General features: G+C 67.4%; 14 protein-coding genes. 9 read left to right on the forward strand and 5 right to left on the reverse strand.

Going from position 1 to position 15398, the window contains the following annotated elements; all coding sequences use genetic code 11:
• Positions 1–14 precede the first annotated feature (14 nt).
• The 7 genes from V5740_RS03380 to V5740_RS03410 all read left to right on the forward strand — a co-directional run bounded on the left by V5740_RS03380 (position 15) and on the right by V5740_RS03410 (position 7328).
• Positions 15–2549, forward strand: coding sequence for a DUF2339 domain-containing protein (locus tag V5740_RS03380; RefSeq protein ID WP_347303678.1), 2535 nt, complete (start codon positions 15–17; stop codon positions 2547–2549).
• Between the two features lie 23 nt (positions 2550–2572).
• Positions 2573–3154 (forward strand): biliverdin-producing heme oxygenase, encoded by a 582-nt coding sequence (locus V5740_RS03385; protein ID WP_347303679.1) that lies wholly within the window; start codon positions 2573–2575, stop codon positions 3152–3154.
• Positions 3155–3263: 109 nt separating this feature from the next.
• Entirely contained in the window at positions 3264–3590 is a 327-nt protein-coding gene (locus V5740_RS03390; protein ID WP_347303680.1) for a septum formation initiator family protein, read from the forward strand.
• Between the two features lie 199 nt (positions 3591–3789).
• On the forward strand, positions 3790–4809 hold the full coding sequence (gene pdhA, locus V5740_RS03395) for a pyruvate dehydrogenase (acetyl-transferring) E1 component subunit alpha (RefSeq protein WP_347304430.1): 1020 nt from the start codon (positions 3790–3792) through the stop codon (positions 4807–4809).
• Entirely contained in the window at positions 4809–6221 is a 1413-nt protein-coding gene (locus V5740_RS03400; RefSeq protein ID WP_347303681.1) for a pyruvate dehydrogenase complex E1 component subunit beta, read from the forward strand. The genes pdhA and V5740_RS03400 overlap by 1 nt, the downstream gene beginning before the upstream one ends.
• A 13-nt stretch (positions 6222–6234) precedes the next feature.
• On the forward strand, positions 6235–6879 hold the full coding sequence (locus V5740_RS03405; protein ID WP_347303682.1) for a hypothetical protein: 645 nt from the start codon (positions 6235–6237) through the stop codon (positions 6877–6879).
• On the forward strand, positions 6876–7328 hold the full coding sequence (locus V5740_RS03410; RefSeq protein WP_347303683.1) for an EF-hand domain-containing protein: 453 nt from the start codon (positions 6876–6878) through the stop codon (positions 7326–7328). The genes V5740_RS03405 and V5740_RS03410 overlap by 4 nt, the downstream gene beginning before the upstream one ends.
• On the opposite strand, the gene trmFO is transcribed toward V5740_RS03410, so the two are convergent.
• Positions 7329–8690 (reverse strand): methylenetetrahydrofolate--tRNA-(uracil(54)-C(5))-methyltransferase (FADH(2)-oxidizing) TrmFO, encoded by a 1362-nt coding sequence (trmFO, locus tag V5740_RS03415; protein ID WP_347303684.1) that lies wholly within the window; start codon positions 8688–8690, stop codon positions 7329–7331.
• A 46-nt stretch (positions 8691–8736) separates the two neighbouring features.
• On the opposite strand from trmFO, the gene V5740_RS03420 reads away from it, so the two are divergent.
• A complete protein-coding gene (locus tag V5740_RS03420; protein WP_347303685.1) occupies positions 8737–9423 on the forward strand; it encodes a lysoplasmalogenase in 687 nt (228 codons plus the stop codon).
• A gap of 9 nt (positions 9424–9432) precedes the next feature.
• Here the strand turns inward: V5740_RS03420 and gyrA are convergent, their stop codons facing one another.
• Together gyrA and V5740_RS03430 are read right to left on the reverse strand one after the other, a co-directional pair.
• Complete coding sequence (gene gyrA, locus V5740_RS03425; RefSeq protein ID WP_347304431.1) at positions 9433–12213, reverse strand: DNA gyrase subunit A; 2781 nt, start codon at positions 12211–12213, stop codon at positions 9433–9435.
• Between the two features lie 13 nt (positions 12214–12226).
• Complete coding sequence (locus tag V5740_RS03430; protein WP_347303686.1) at positions 12227–12574, reverse strand: hypothetical protein; 348 nt, start codon at positions 12572–12574, stop codon at positions 12227–12229.
• Between V5740_RS03430 and V5740_RS03435 the strand changes: the two genes are divergently transcribed.
• Complete coding sequence (locus V5740_RS03435; RefSeq protein WP_347303687.1) at positions 12573–13772, forward strand: hypothetical protein; 1200 nt, start codon at positions 12573–12575, stop codon at positions 13770–13772. The two genes, V5740_RS03430 and V5740_RS03435, sit on opposite strands and share 2 nt — an antisense overlap.
• A 39-nt stretch (positions 13773–13811) precedes the next feature.
• Here the strand turns inward: V5740_RS03435 and trpD are convergent, their stop codons facing one another.
• Both trpD and V5740_RS03445 read right to left on the reverse strand, forming a co-directional pair.
• Complete coding sequence (gene trpD, locus V5740_RS03440; RefSeq protein ID WP_347303688.1) at positions 13812–14786, reverse strand: anthranilate phosphoribosyltransferase; 975 nt, start codon at positions 14784–14786, stop codon at positions 13812–13814.
• A complete protein-coding gene (locus tag V5740_RS03445) occupies positions 14783–15391 on the reverse strand; it encodes an aminodeoxychorismate/anthranilate synthase component II (protein ID WP_347303689.1) in 609 nt (202 codons plus the stop codon). Before V5740_RS03445 ends, trpD begins: the two co-directional genes overlap by 4 nt.
• Positions 15392–15398 lie beyond the last annotated feature (7 nt).

Genomic DNA, 15398 nt, shown 5'->3' on the forward strand with positions numbered 1-15398 from the left:
GTCGGAGCAATGCCATGGTCGCATCCATTCTGCTGGTTCTGCTGCTGATTCCAATGGCGTGGCTGTGGCGGCGGATGGATGCACTGGAACAGCGTGTCCTGGAACTCGAGGCAGGGCAGGGCAGTGTACCGGCAACGGCGCCGCCAGCGATCGTGCCGCCATCGATCCCGGCACCAGCAGTCGCTCCGGTGGAAGCGTCACGGGCGGAGCCGGCAGCGTGGTCGAGAGCGGAGCCGCCCGCGTCGGCGCAGCCCGCGCTTTCATCCGATGAACGGGCGGACGCTGTGGTCGAGCCGGAGCCGGGACGCTGGCGGCCGGTGTTTGATTTCGAAGAAGTGTTCGGCCGTCTGCTGCCGATCTGGGCCGGCGGCATCGCGCTGGCGGTGGCGGGGTTCTTCCTGGTCCGCTGGTCGATCGACAACGGCGTGCTTGGCCCGTGGGCGCGCGTGGCGCTGAGCTTCGGTGCGGGCGCCGCCTTGCTGGCGAGTGCGGAACTCGCGCATCGCCTGTCGGCCCGGCTAGACGATGAACGGGTGCGGCAGGCGCTGGCCGGCGCCGGACTGGCGACCTTGTATGCCGGGTTCTACCTGGGGGGCAGCGTCTACCAATTGTTCGCTCCGTGGCTCGCCTTCGCCGGGCTGGCGGGAGTGACCGCGCTGGCCGTGGGACTGTCCTGGCGCTTCGGTCTGCCGAGTGCGGTGCTGGGTCTGACCGGCGGTTTCGCCGCACCGGCGCTGGCCGGCGCGACGGAGCCGAACCTGCCGCTGCTCGCCGGATATCTGGCGGTGGTCACGGGTGGGCTGGTGGTGGCTGGCGAGCGGCAGGAGCGCCCGTGGCTGGGCATGGCTGCGCTGGCCGGTGGCCTGCTGTGGGGTGCGGCCCTGCTGGCCGACGGGGCCGCGCTGGGCAGCGGATCGGCGGTCTTGTCCATCGGACTGCTGTTGGTGCTGCTGGGCGGGGTGCTGCCACACCTTGCAGGTACCGGCGTCGGCACCGGCACGGCCGAACAGGGACCACGGCTGGCCATCGGCGCTCTGGCGACGCTGCAGATCGCGCTGCTGGTCAGCCGCAGCGGCTATGGCCCGCTGGCGTGGGCCTGTTACCTGCTGCTGGGTGCCGCACTGGCGGTGCTGGGCTGGAACAATCCGCGTCTGCGCGAAGGCGGCGCGGTGGCGGCGGGCGTCAGCGTGCTGCTGTTGGCGGCGTGGCCGCAGCCCGATGGCGCGACCTTTGCGCTGGTCGCAGGTGCGGCGGCCGTGATCTTCGGCGGCGGTGCGCTGGCACAGGCCTGGCGTGGCACTGCCGCGGGCGTCGATCACCTGCAGGTGGCGCTGCACCCGCTGGGCGTGGGCCTGGCGGCATTGTACCAGTTCGAGCTGGAGAGCAGCGGCGATGCACAGGTGCTGGCGCTGGGCTCGGGGCTGCTGGCGCTGCTGCCGCTGGCGGCATGGTGGCGTGGCCGGATGCTGTCTGCCGGCGCGGTAACGGCGATATTGGGCCAGGCGGCGGCCGCGCTGCTGTTGCCCGATGCCTGGCTGCCGCTGCTGCTGACCGTCATCGCCGTTCCGCTGGCTTGGAAGGTGCGCGGTGCGGTGCCGATTTCGGTGACCCTGCTACTCGCCGGACTGGTCTGGGCGGGCGAGGCGCTCGTCCGCCTGATCGGCACGGGAGCCGCGGTGTTGCATGGCGAACCGGCGCTGATCGGCGACCTGCCGGCGATCACGATGACCTGGCAATTGCTGGCGCCGCTGGCGACCGGCTGGCTGGCGACGCTGCTGCTGCAGCGTGCCGCCTTCGGCCGCTGGCGCAGGGCGGCCTGGGTGCTGGCCTCCACGCTGGCACTGGCGGTGGTACATGTCAGCTACAAGCAGCTGTTCGCGATTGGCGACCTGCCGCGCTTCGTGGCGCTGGGCATGGCGGAGCGCACATTGTGGCAAGGGCTGCTGGCGGGCACCGGTGCGCTGCTGGTCTGGCGTACGCACCGGCCGATTGCCGGGCGGGTGCTCGGCTGGCTGGCGCTGGCGCACTTCGCCTGCTTCACGCTGTTGCTGCACAATCCGTTGTGGAGCGATCAGGCGGTTGGGTCGCTGCCGGTGCTGAACCTGCTGCTGCCCGCCTACCTGCTTGCGACCCTGATGGTGCTGTGGCTGCGACCCGGCGGGCGCCATGCCTGGTTGCCGGAGGCCGGCGCCATGCTGTTGCTGTCGATCGGTGCGCTGTCGCTGTTGCGGCAGGCGTTCAGCGGCACGATCCTGTTGCAACCGATAGATCCGGCGGAAGACCTGTTGCAGTCTTTGTTGGCGATCGCGCTGGCACTGGGCTTCCTGGCCTGGGGTGCCCGGACAGGGCGGCGCAGCTGGCGCGTCGGGTCGCTGGTGCTGATGCTGGGCGCGGTGCTGAAGGTATTCATCCTCGACGCTGCTGCGCTGGACGGGCTGGCGCGCATCGGATCGTTCTTCGCCCTGGGTGTCTGCCTGATCGCGATCGGCTGGTTCTATTCCCGGCAGTTGCGGGCCCCCGCCATTGCCGCCGATGGCGGGCGCCAGTAGGGCGGCTTGCGAAAGGATTGGCGATGGAGGTTATCGAGCAGAGCCGGGCCCGCCGGCTGCGCGGCGCGACGGACGATATGCATCAACGGCTCGACAGCCGGATCAACGCGGCGGACGCCTTTGGCAGCATCGGGCAATATGGCCGGTTCGTGCAGATGCAATGGGTCTTCCATGCGGAGATTGCGCCGCTTTATGCCGACCCGCTGCTCCAGGATCTGTTGCCCGGTCTGCCCCGGCGTCAGAAGCTGGAGTTGATTGCTGCCGATCTGACCGATCTCGGGCTGGCGCCTGTGATGGAGCCGGACCTGCGGTTCAGGCGCGGCGCGATCGACACGGCGGCGGCGCTGGGCTGGCTGTATGTCGCGGAAGGATCGAACATGGGCGCGGCGCTGCTGCGCAAGCAGGCGGCTCGCCTCGGCCTCGGCGACGGGCATGGCGCGCGCCATCTCGCCCCGGCGGGAGAGGGGCCCGCAGCCCACTGGCGCGACTTCACCGCATCGCTGGACGCCGTGCCGTTCGACCATGCGGCGGAACGCCGATGCGAGGCTGGTGCGCGGCAGGCGTTCGAACGGGTGGAACACCTGGCAGTGCTCCATCTCGGTTAAGGATCGCAGAATTCTGTGCCTCCGCGGCTGCTACGTGCCTGCGCCATCTTGCAAACGCCGCTGAATCTGTTTGAAGCTGCAACGATCAGATTTGGGAGCCCGTAGGCGCATGAAGTCCGGTTCGCTGTCCCGTCCATCCCTGTCCGGCGGTCGCCGCGGTTCGGCCCTGATCGCGCTGGCGCTGGTTGGCCTCGGGGCGCTGGCGCTGGCCGGGCCGTACGGCCTGCTAGCGTGGAGCGAATCCAAGTCGGTGCTGCAGCAGCGCGAGGCGCGTATCGCCAAGCTGGAGGAGGAGCGGGCGGAGCTTGCCAACCTGGTCGACCGGCTGGACCCGCAGGCGACCGACCCCGATCTGGTGACCGAGCTTATCCGGCGCGATCTGAACGTTGCCCACCCTGACGAATATGTGATGGAGATTGCCCCGCCTGCGCAATAGCGGGCGGGTACAGCGAACGCACGAGGAGGCGTTGCCAGCGCGGCAATCCTCTGACTATAGGCGCTGCATACGAACCGGCCCGGCAAGGGTCCCACAAGAGGAACGCGTCTTGGCTAAAGCCAGCAATCCCGCATCCCCCAACAAGGCCGCTGCCGTAACGTTGGCCGCGCCAAGCGCCGCCGGTGCCGAGGGTGGGGACATTTTCTCGCTGCGGTCGCTGCAGGACAGTTTCGAGGCCGACCGCCGGTACAAGGCCGATGCGGAGGAACTGCTGAAGCTCTACGAGCAGATGCTGCTGATCCGCCGGTTCGAGGAACGCGCCGGGCAGCTGTACGGCTTGGGCCTGATCGGCGGCTTCTGCCACCTCTATATCGGACAGGAAGCGGTGGCCGTGGGCCTGCAGTCCGCCTTGGAAGAGGGCAAGGACTCGGTCATCACCGGCTATCGCGACCACGGCCACATGCTCGCCTACGGCATCGACCCTAAGGTGATCATGGCGGAGCTGACCGGGCGCCAGGCCGGCATCTCCAAGGGCAAGGGCGGCTCCATGCACATGTTCAGCACTGAACATGCGTTCTATGGTGGCCACGGCATCGTCGGCGCACAGGTGTCGCTGGGTGGCGGCCTAGCCTTTGCGCACAAGTACCGGGAAGATGGCGGCCTGTGCCTTGCCTATTTCGGTGACGGCGCATCCAACCAGGGCCAGGTGTACGAGACGTTCAACATGGCGGCGCTGTGGCAGCTGCCGGTGATCTTCGTGGTCGAAAACAACCAGTACGCCATGGGCACCAGCGTCAAGCGCTCCAGTGCGGAGACCGAGTTCTACCGCCGCGGCACCGCGTTCCGTATTCCCGGCATGAAGGTCAACGGCATGGACCTGCTCGAAGTGCGGCAGGCGGCCAAGGTGGCCATCGACCATGTGCGCGGCGGCGGCGGCCCAGTGCTGATGGAACTGGAAACCTATCGCTATCGTGGCCACTCCATGTCCGACCCGGCGAAGTATCGCACGCGCGAGGAAGTGCAGGGCGTGCGCGAGAAGAGTGATCCGATCGAGGGCGCGAAGGCTGACCTCCTGAAGCTCGGCGTCAGCGAGGATCAGTTGAAGGACATCGACAAGCGCATCCGTGCGGTCGTGTCCGAAGCGGCTGATTTCGCCGAGAAGAGCCCCGAGCCCGAGGCGGGCGAACTTTACACCGACGTGCTGGTGGAAACCTACTGATGTCTATCGAACTCAAGATGCCCGCGCTTTCCCCGACCATGGAGGAGGGCACGCTGGCCCGCTGGCTGGTCAAGGAAGGCGATACCGTTTCCGCCGGTGATGTGCTGGCCGAGATCGAGACCGACAAGGCGACGATGGAGTTCGAATCCATCGACGAAGGCACCGTTGGCAAGATCCTGGTGCCCGAGGGCTCCGAAGGCGTGAAGGTCGGCACCGTGATCGCGATCCTGGCGGGCGAGGGGGAGGATGCCTCCACCATCGCACAGGCGCCGGAAGCCGACACCTCCGCCGAGCAGAAGTCGCCCGAAAAGGGCGGCGCGGCCGAGGAGAAGGGCGAGAAGGCCAGCGCCAGCGCCAGCACGGCCGAGCTGATGGAAGCCAAGCCGACGCCGCGCAAGGCCGATCCCGAGATCCCTGCCGGCACCAACATGGTGAAGGTCACGCTGCGCGAGGCGCTACGCGATGGCATGGCGGAAGAGATGCGCCGGGACGAGCGCGTGTTCGTCATGGGCGAGGAAGTCGCTGAATATCAGGGCGCGTACAAGGTGACCCAGGGCCTGTTGGAAGAGTTTGGCCCGAAGCGCGTGATCGACACGCCGATCACCGAATACGGCTTTGCCGGTATCGGCACCGGCGCCGCGATGGGTGGTCTGCGTCCGATCGTCGAGTTCATGACGTTCAACTTCGCCATGCAGGCGATCGACCACATCGTGAACTCCGCCGCCAAGACCAACTACATGTCGGGCGGCCAGATGCGGTGCCCAGTCGTGTTCCGCGGTCCCAACGGTGCGGCCAGTCGCGTCGCCGCGCAGCACAGCCAGAACTACGGCCCGTGGTACGCCAGCGTGCCCGGCCTGATCGTGATTGCGCCCTATGACGCGCACGATGCTAAGGGGCTGCTGAAGGCCGCGATCCGGTCGGAAGACCCGGTCGTGTTCCTGGAGAACGAGCTGCTGTACGGCCGCACCTTCGAACTGGCGCAGCTGGATGATCACGTCCTGCCGATCGGCAAGGCGCGGATCGTGCGCGAAGGGAAGGACGTCACCATCGTCGCCTATTCCATCGCGGTCGGCCTGGCGCTTGAAGCCGCCGAGCAATTGGCGGGTGAGGGCATCGATGCCGAGGTGATCGACCTTCGCACCCTGCGCCCGCTCGACACCGAGACGGTGCTGGAAAGCCTGAAGAAGACCAATCGCCTGGTCGTGGCCGAAGAAGGCTGGCCGACCTGCTCGATCGCGTCGGAGATCATCTCCGTATGCATGGAGAAGGGCTTTGATCACTTGGATGCACCCGTGATGCGCGTGTGCAACGAGGATGTGCCGCTGCCTTACGCTGCCAACTTGGAAGCGGCCGCGCTGATCAACACGCCCAAGATCGTCAGCGCCGTGAAGAAGGTCTGCTACAAGGGCTGACGGAGCAGCATCGGTGGCGGGTGACCTGACTGCCGACCTGCCTGACCTGTCGCGGCTGGCGCTGGGCTACGCTCCGCCGGCCGCGAAACGGCAGACGGCAGCGCTGATGGCGCTGGACGAACGGCTGGCCACCATCCTGCGGCAGAAGCGGGAGCCGATGCTGGCCCAGTTGCGGCTTGCCTGGTGGCGCGACCGGCTGGGCGAGACACCGGATCGGTGGCCCGCTGGCGACGCCGTGCTCGATGCGATACGCGACTGGCGCGAGCCATCCGGCCTGGTGCCGGTGGTCGATGGCTGGGAAGTGCTGATCGATGAGCGGGTCGATCGTGCAGCGCTGGACCGCTTCGCCACCGGGCGTGCGTCTGGCTTTGCGGCCCTGGCCGATCAACTGGGTCAACCGCGCGGCGCGGCATTTCTGGCCGGTCGCATCTGGGCCCTGGCCGATCTCGCTGCCAATATCTCCAATCGGCAGGAGCGGGCCGACGCGCTTGCCCTGGCACAGGCAGGCGGGCCACCACCAGCCCTGTCCCGCCACATGCGGCCACTTGGCGTTCTTGCCGGCCTGGGCTGGCGTGCCGTCAAATCGGGCGGCGGACCGCTGCTGGCGGGGCGCACGGCGGCGCTGACGGCATTTCGGGTGGGGCTGACTGGACGATGAGGCGATTGATTCTGCCTGCCGTGGGCGCGTTGGCGATTGCGGCGCTGGCGCTGTTCTGGCTCAACGGTCCGGCCATTGTGGAGGCGGGCGCCCCGCCGCCAGAGCCGGCGCCGACTCGCCCCGAGACGTTGCCCAGCGCCGACGTGTCCGGACTGACCGGGCCACCGCCGCCAGAAGCGACCGAGCTCAGCGACGAGCAGCGCCGGTTCTTCCGCTACGATCGCAACCGCGATCAGCGGATCACCCGAACCGAGATGTTGTCCACCCGAACCGATGCTTTCCGGACCTTGGACGTGGACGGCAACAATCTCTTGACGTTCGAGGAATGGGCGGTCGCCACTGTCCGCCGATTTGATCGCGCCGACGCCGACGGAGACCGCGAGCTGACCCCGGATGAGTTCCGCACCACCGCGCCCCGCCCGCGAGCGACGCCGGTCTGCAAGTGCTGATCAGGCGGGAACCGGCTCGTCCGCCAGCCATGCGGTCATGTCGGCCTTGGCGCGTTCGGTATAGGCTTCCTTGCGCACCTTCTTGCGCACGTCGTGCAGCGGCGGGAACAGCCCGAAATTGACGTTCATCGGCTGGTAGTCGGTCACGTCCGCATCGCCGGTGATGTGAGCCAGCAATGCGCCCATCGCAGTGGTGACCGGCGGCGACTGCCATGCACGACCGCCTAGCTCGGCTGCCGCCATGCGGCCGGCGAGCAAACCTATGGCGGCACTTTCGACATAGCCTTCACAACCGGTGATCTGGCCCGCGAAACGGATGTGCGGCGCGCGGATCAGCCGCAATTGCCGGTCCAGCAGGGTCGGACTGTTCAGGAACGTGTTGCGGTGCAGCCCGCCCAACCGGGCGAATTCGGCATTCTCCAGCCCCGGGATAGTGCGGAACAGCCGCACCTGCTCCGCATGGCGAAGCTTGGTCTGAAACCCGACCATGTTCCACAACGTGCCCAGCTTGTTGTCCTGACGCAATTGCACCACGGCATACGGCCACCGGCCCTGCGGGAACTCCGGCGTCGGGTCACGTGGATTGTCAAGGCCCACGGGCTTCATGGGCCCGTGGCGCAGCGTATCAACACCGCGTTCCGCCATCACCTCGATCGGCATGCAGCCGTCGAAATAGGGGGTGTCCGCCTCCCACTCCTTGAAGCTGGTCTTTTCCCCGGCCATCAGACCGGCATGGAACGCGAGGTACTGCTCCTTCGTCATGGGGCAGTTGATGTAGTCCTTGCCGCCGTTTTCCTCGGCCCCCTTGTTCCAGCGCGACTGGAACCAGGCGACCTCCATGTCGATGCTGTCGCGATGGACGATCGGCGCGATCGCATCGAAGAAGGCGAGAGCGCCGGCGCCCGTGGCAGAGGCGATGCTGTCGGCCAGCGCAGCTGCGGTCAGCGGCCCGGTGGCGACGATGGTGACGCCGTCGGCGGGAAGGGTGTCGACCCGCTCGCGCATGATCGTGACATTGGGATGGTCGGCGAGTGCCCGCCCGACTTCGCCGCTGAACACGTCGCGGTCGACGGCGAGGGCGCTGCCCGCCGGCACCTTCGCCCGCTCCGCCGCGCGCATAACCAGCGAATCCATCCGGCGCATCTCGTGATGCAGCAGGCCGACGGCGTTCTTCTCGTCATCGTCGGAGCGGAAGGAATTGGAGCAGACCATCTCCGCCAACCCGTCCGTCTGGTGCGCCGGCGTGGTCTCGCCCGTTCCGCGCATTTCGGACAGGCGCACGCGCCAGCCGGCTTCCGCCAGTTGCCACGCCGCTTCGCTGCCAGCGAGGCCGCCGCCGATGATGTGCACGTCATGGGTCATGCGGCCGGGCTTGCTCCGCCGCCCACCCCGCGTCAAGGGAACGCGCATGGTCCGTACCACCAAGCCGCTGGCCGAGAAGCGCCCATTCCTGCTCGCCAGCATCGTTGCGGCGCTGGCGTTCTACTACCTGCGATCCGGCCCGTGGCCGGAGGCGTGGTTCATCCCGCTCAAAGGTGCGGCCGTGGTGCTGCTGGCCGTCTATGCCAGGCTGCGCCATGGCGGGGCGGATGCCCGGCTGCTTGCCGTATTGCTGCTGATCGCGGCCGGGGCGGAGATGGCGCTGGAGGTGGACGGTCTGGCGGCGCATGTCCTGTGGTTTGCGTTTCATGCCGTCGCACTGATGCTGTGGCTGCGTCACCGGCGAATCCTGGTTGGCAGGCAGGACAAGGTAGTCGCGGTGCTGCTGCTGCTGGCGCCGTCAGCCATGCTGGCGTGGCTGGTGGGGGAGGAATGGGGCGGCATCGTCAGCGCCGCTTACGGCCTGGCACTGGGCGGCATGGCGGCGGGTGCGTGGACCAGCACGTTCCCGCGCGCCCGCGTGGCGGCTGGCGCTATGCTGATCGCGGTGGGCGATCTCTTGTGGTTCGCGGGCACGGGGCCGCTGCTGGGCAGTCAGGTGCCGCAGATCTTTGGCTGGCCGCTGACCTATCTGGGGCAGCTGCTTATCGCGCTGGGCGTGGTGGGCACGCTGCGGAAGCGGGAGCCGGAACTGCGGCTGGTACGCAGCCGCTGACGGCGGGGATCACTCCCCGCCGTTCGCGTCCTCGTCCTCCACCGGGTCGTCCCGGTCGACCGTCGGCTCGGGCGCGGTCGTCTCCGCGCCTCGCGCCAGCATCTCTTCGACAATGGCTTCCTCCGCCTCGTTCTCAGGCGCTTCCTGCTCATCGATGCGAACCGCGCTGACGACATGCTCGTCCTTGGCGACGTCGAACAAGCGCACTCCGGCGCTGTTGCGGCCAATGACGCGCAGGCTGTCGAGGCCGATTCGGATCAGCTTGGCCTGATCGGTCACCAGCATCAGCTGATCCTGCTTGGTCGCGGTGAAGCTGGCGACGACCGGACCGTTGCGGCGGATATTGTCGATGTTGACGATGCCCTGACCACCGCGCCCAGTCTGCCGGTACTCGTAGGCGGAGGACAGCTTGCCATAGCCGTTGGCGCACACCGTCAGGATGAACTGCTCGTTCGTCGCCATCTCCACCTGATCGTCCGACAGCGCGGAGGCGTCGTCACCCTTCCACGGGGCGATGCGGAGATAGGCCTCGCGCTCCTCCGCATTGGCGCCGCCGTCCCGCAGGATCGACAGGGAAACGACCTGGTCGCCAGCGCGCAGAGTCATGCCGCGCACGCCGGTACTGGTGCGGGACTGGAACTCGCGTACCTCGTCTGCGGCAAAGCGGATCGCCTTGCCGTCGCGGGTCGCCAGCAGCACGTCGTCACCGGCCTCCACCAGGGCCACGCCGATCAGTTTGTCGGCGCTGCCATCCTCGAACCGCATGGCGAGTTTGCCGTTGGTGGGGATGTTGGTGAACGCGTCCATGGCGTTGCGCCGCACGCTGCCACGGGCGGTGGCGAACATGACGTGGAGCGCGCCCCAGCTATCCTCATCCTCCGGCAACGGCAGGACGGCGGCAATGGTCTCGCCTTCGTCCAGTGCGGACAGCAGGTTGACGATCGGCCGGCCGCGGGTGGCCGGGCCACCTTCGGGCAGGCGCCACACCTTCAGGCGGTAGACCTTGCCCGCGGTGGAGAAGAACAGCACCGGATTGTGGGTGGAGGTGACGAACATCGCCATCACCGCATCCTCGTCCTTCGTGGCCATGCCGGCGCGGCCCTTGCCGCCGCGTGCCTGCGAACGGAAGGTGGAGAGCGGAGTGCGCTTGATGTAGCCGTCCAGCGTGACGGTCACGACCATCTCGTCGCGCTCGATCAGGTCCTCGTCCTCGATCCCGTCCCAGGCGGGCGCGATCTCGCTGACGCGGGGCGTGGCGTAATCGACGCGGACCTGCTCCAGTTCCTCCCGCATGACCTGGTACAGGCGGGCACGATCGGCAAGGATGGCGAGGTATTCGCGGATCTTGCCGGCCAGTTCCTCCAGCTCCTCCCCGATCTCGTCCCGGCCGAGCGCGGTCAGGCGATGGAGGCGCAAGTCGAGGATCGCCTTCACCTGCGTTTCCGACAGGCGGTAGGTGGCTCCGGTGCCGTTGCTCTCGTCCTGCTCGATCGCTTCCACGATGCGGAGGTACTGCGCGATGTCGCCGATCGGCCATTCCTCGGCCAGCAGCTTGGCACGGGCAATGGCGGGGTTGGAGGAGCCGCGGATCATCTGGACGACCTTGTCCAGATTGGTCACCGCGACCACCAGGCCGAGCAGGATATGCGCCCGGTCGCGCGCCTTGTTCAGTTCGAACTTGGTGCGGCGGGTGATCACCTCCTCGCGGAAGGCAATGAAGGTCTGGATGATGTCGCGCAGGCCCAGCGTTTCTGGCCGGCCGCCGCGGATCGCCAGCATGTTGGCGGGGAAGCTCGACTGCGCCGGGGTGTGGCGCCACAGCTGGTTCAGCACGACCTCCGCCGTGGCGTCGCGCTTCAGGTCGATGACGACGCGCACGCCTTCGCGGTTGCTTTCGTCACGAATGTCGCTGACGCCCTCGATCCGGCGGTCCTTGGCGGCCTCCGCGATCTTTTCCACCAGATTGTTCTTGCCGACCTGGTATGGGATGGAGGTCAGCACGATGGAGCGGCGCTCCTTCGCGCCCTGCTCGATCACGTGGCGGCAGCGCTGCAGGATGGACCCGCGCCCGGTAGTATAGGCGGCGCGCGCGCCCGCATGGCCCAGGATCAGCGGCGCGGTCGGAAAGTCGGGACCGGGGATGTAGCGGGTCAGGTCCTCGCTCGTCAGGCCCGGATCGTCCATGAACGCCAGGCAGCCGTCGATCACCTCACCCAGATTGTGCGGCGGTATGTTGGTCGCCATGCCGACCGCGATGCCGCCGGCGCCGTTGACCAGCAGGTTGGGAAAGCGGGCGGGCAGCACGGACGGTTCGCGTTCCGACCCGTCATAGTTCGGGACGAAGTCGACCGTGTCCTTGTCGAGGTCGGTCAGCAGCGCTTCCGCGGGCTTGGCCAGCCGGCTTTCGGTGTAGCGCATGGCCGCCGGGGGATCGGGATCCATGCTGCCGAAATTGCCCTGACCATCGATCAGCGGCAGCCGCATGGACCATGGCTGCGTCATGCGGGCGAGGGCGTCGTAGATCGCGCTGTCGCCATGGGGGTGGTACGAACCCATCACCTCACCGACGATCTTGGCGGATTTCCGATAGGGTCGGTTTGACGTGTAGCCGCCAACCTGCGCGGCGTAGAGGATGCGGCGATGGACAGGCTTCAAGCCATCGCGCACGTCGGGCAGGGCGCGCGCCACGATCACGCTCATCGCGTAATCGAGGTAGCTGGTCTTCATCTCATCGACGATGTCGATGCGTTCCCATTCGCCACCCGGCTGCGCGGGTGCGGGCGGGTCGATAATGTCGGTGGTATCAGCCAAAGGATTCGGCCTGCCTTGCTGGTTTTCGGATTTCGGTTGAACCATCGGCCCTAGGCGAAAGCGGCGGGCAAGGCCAGTCATGCAGCCCGTCAGCGGAGGCGCAGACGGCTTTTTCCACATCGGGAGCGCAGCGCACAGCCCCGATGGGGTAGTTCAAAGCCGGTTCACTTGCCGTTTGGCAGGACCGCATCGGCGTGATGAGCATTGCCATGTTGCAAAGCGGCGGACAGATACACACCGTCACATACCCGATTTCCATGTTTAGGAGAGAACAGACAATGGTTCGCAAGGGCATCATCCGATTGCCGGCGCTGCGCGGAGCGGCATCGGCCTTTGCCATGGGCCTGACCCTGGCCGGCGTGTCACTGGGTGGCGCGGCGCTGACCGCTGCACCGGCAGCGGCGCAGGAATACACCAAGGAATTCGTCGCGGTCTACCAGCCGGTGGCCGAGATCGTGAACGCCGGAACGGATCTCGAATCTGCCCGCGGGCAGGTGGATGCCGTGTACGCCGCCGTCAAGAGCGAGGACGATCGCAACGCCGCGGGAAGCCTGGCGCTGAACATCGGCACCAAGCTCAACGATCGTGCGCTGCAGCGTCGCGGTCTGGAAACCATGCTGCAGAGCGGCAAGGTCGCGCCGGAACGCCTGGCCCAATTCCAGTTCTTCGTCGGCAACCTGGCATATGACGCGAAGGATTACGCGGCCGCGCGTACTGCCTTGCAGGCTGCGTATGACGCCGGTTACCGCGAGGAGGACGTGCGTCCGACCATCGCCGAGACCTACTTCTCCGGCGGGGAGGTCCAGCCGGGCATCGATTACGTCAAGAAGATCGTGGCTGAGGAGCAGGCTGCCGGTCGCCCGGTCAACGAACAGCTGATCCGCCGTGCGTTGCGCTTCGCCTACGAGGGCAAGATGACCGACCAGGCGACCGAGCTGTCCGCGCTGCTCGTCACCAACAACCCGACGCAGGAAAGCTGGAAGCAGAGCCTGCAGGTAGTGAACGCGATGGTCGATCTGGAGCCACAGGCTCAGCTGGACCTGCTGCGACTGATGCTGGCGACAGATGCGCTGAGCGAGCGCCGCGAGTACGTGACGTATATTGAAGCGGCCGACGTGCGCGTCATGTCCAACGAGGTGCAACGCGTGCTGGCCAAGGGCCTGCAAAACGGCATCTTCTCCGCCAGCGACGACTATTACGCGGAGGTGAAGCGCTTGGCCGACCAGCGCGCGCCTATCGATCAGCGCGAAGCCGCCGGCCTGGTGACCGAAGCGCGGGGCGAGGCGCAGGGTAATGGTGCGCAGGGCGCGGGCGACGTGCAGATGTCGCTGGCCGATTACGCCCAAGCCGAAGCCATGTACCAGCTGGCGCTGGAAAAGGGCGGGGTCGATCGTGACCGCAATCTGACCCGGCTCGGCATCGCGCAGGCAATGCAGGGCAAGGCGGCGGAAGCGAAGGCGACGCTGCAGCAGGTCAGCGGTCCGCGTGCGGCCGTGGCACGGATGTGGATGGCTTACGCCGACACGAAGTCGGCCTGACGACTGGGAACGGCGCGGGATCTGCCCGCGCCGTTCTCCCTAACGCGCCGCTGCGATCCAGTCCCGCAGCAGAGCCCGCGCCGCGCCGCTGTCGATTGCCTCTGCCGCACGTGCGGCACCTGACTGCCAGTCAGCACTCGCTTCCGAAACGATCAGCGCACCGGCTGCATTCAGCAGCACGGCATCCCGATATGGACCCGGCGTCCCGTCCAGCAGGGCGCGCAGGGCGTCTGCGTTGTGCGCCGCATCGCCACCTCGGATGGCGCTGACCGGGGCGGTCGGCAGCCCGACATCCCCCGGCAACAACCGGGCCATGAGCACAGCGGCATCGCGGACCGTGGCGACCTCGTTTCCGCCGGCAACGCTCAATTCGTCCAGCCCTTCGTCACCCGACACGATCAGCGCATGATCGGTGCCAAGCTGCGCCAGCGCAGCGGCATAGATCGGCACATAGGCTGGCCGGGCAATGCCAATCAGTTGCCGGGTGACTCCTGCCGGATTGGCGAGCGGTCCAAGCAGGTTGAAGATGGTCCGTCGACCAATCGCCCGGCGTATCGGCATGATCCGCGCCAGGGCAGGGTGGTATGCGGCGGCAAACAGGAAGCCGATGCCGATACTGCCAAGCGTCGCCTCCGCCGTACGAGCGGCCCCATCGAGATCGAGACCCAGCGCCTCCAGCGTATCGGCAGCCCCGGCCTTGCTGCTGGCAGCGCGGTTGCCGTGCTTGGCCACCGGGACGCCGCACGCCGCCACGACGATGGCAACCGCGGTGGAGACGTTCAGCGTGTGGTGCCCGTCACCGCCCGTACCGCAGACGTCGATCGCTTCGACGGGCGCCGACACCCGGATCATGCGCGCCCGCATCGCGCGGGCGGCACCGGCGATCTCGGCGGCGGTCTCTCCCCGATCGGTCAGGGCCACCAGTGTCCGCGTCACGGCGGCATCGTCCATCACGCCGTCCAGCATGCGGCCGAACAGCGCCTCGGCCTCCTCCAACGAGAGGGGATCGATCATCGCGGGGGCTGCGGATCGATCCCGCAAAGGCGCAGCCAGTTGGCGAGCAGATCGTGGCCGTGCTCGGTCGCGATGCTCTCCGGGTGGAACTGCACGCCATGGATCGGCAGCGTTGCGTGGCGGAAGCCCATGGCCACCGTCCCGTCCAGTCCCGGCGTCTCGCTATGGGCGTTGACCACCAGGGTGTCGGGAATGTCGATCACGACCAACGAATGGTAGCGAGTCGCGGTGAAGGGGCTGGGCAGTCCGGCAAACACCCCGCTGCCGTCATGCGTGACGGGGGATGTCTTGCCGTGCATTAACCCGCCGCGGGTCACCGTACCGCCGAAATGTTGTCCGATCGCCTGATGGCCGAGGCACACGCCCAGCAACGGCCGTCCCGCATCCACGCAGGCGCCGACCAGATCGAGGCTGATGCCGGCCTCGCTCGGGGTGCATGGCCCGGGGGAAATCAGGAAGCCGGCAGCACCCGTTTCCAGCGCCTGCGCGGCGGACAGCGCATCGTTGCGGACCACCTCAACAGGAGCGCCCAGTTCCATCAGGTAATGGACCAGGTTGAAGGTGAAGCTGTCGTAATTGTCGATGACGAGGATGGGGGCGGTCATGGCTGCT

The sequence above is a fragment of the Croceibacterium sp. TMG7-5b_MA50 genome (assembly GCF_039830145.1).
In the GTDB taxonomy this organism is placed as follows: Bacteria; Pseudomonadota; Alphaproteobacteria; order Sphingomonadales; family Sphingomonadaceae; genus Croceibacterium.

Bases quoted from the DNA above. Each gene is read 5' to 3' on its own strand.
- V5740_RS03380 (WP_347303678.1), top strand. From the start codon at position 15: ATGGTCGCATCCATTCTGCTGGTTCTGCTGCTGATTCCAATGGCGTGG.
- V5740_RS03385 (WP_347303679.1), top strand. From the start codon at position 2,573: ATGGAGGTTATCGAGCAGAGCCGGGCCCGCCGGCTGCGCGGCGCGACG.
- V5740_RS03390 (WP_347303680.1), top strand. From the start codon at position 3,264: ATGAAGTCCGGTTCGCTGTCCCGTCCATCCCTGTCCGGCGGTCGCCGC.
- V5740_RS03400 (WP_347303681.1), top strand. From the start codon at position 4,809: ATGTCTATCGAACTCAAGATGCCCGCGCTTTCCCCGACCATGGAGGAG.
- V5740_RS03410 (WP_347303683.1), top strand. From the start codon at position 6,876: ATGAGGCGATTGATTCTGCCTGCCGTGGGCGCGTTGGCGATTGCGGCG.
- trmFO (WP_347303684.1), bottom strand. From the start codon at position 8,690: ATGACCCATGACGTGCACATCATCGGCGGCGGCCTCGCTGGCAGCGAA.
- V5740_RS03420 (WP_347303685.1), top strand. From the start codon at position 8,737: ATGGTCCGTACCACCAAGCCGCTGGCCGAGAAGCGCCCATTCCTGCTC.
- V5740_RS03435 (WP_347303687.1), top strand. From the start codon at position 12,573: ATGGGCCTGACCCTGGCCGGCGTGTCACTGGGTGGCGCGGCGCTGACC.
- V5740_RS03430 (WP_347303686.1), bottom strand. From the start codon at position 12,574: ATGGCAAAGGCCGATGCCGCTCCGCGCAGCGCCGGCAATCGGATGATG.
- trpD (WP_347303688.1), bottom strand. From the start codon at position 14,786: ATGATCGATCCCCTCTCGTTGGAGGAGGCCGAGGCGCTGTTCGGCCGC.
- V5740_RS03445 (WP_347303689.1), bottom strand. From the start codon at position 15,391: ATGACCGCCCCCATCCTCGTCATCGACAATTACGACAGCTTCACCTTC.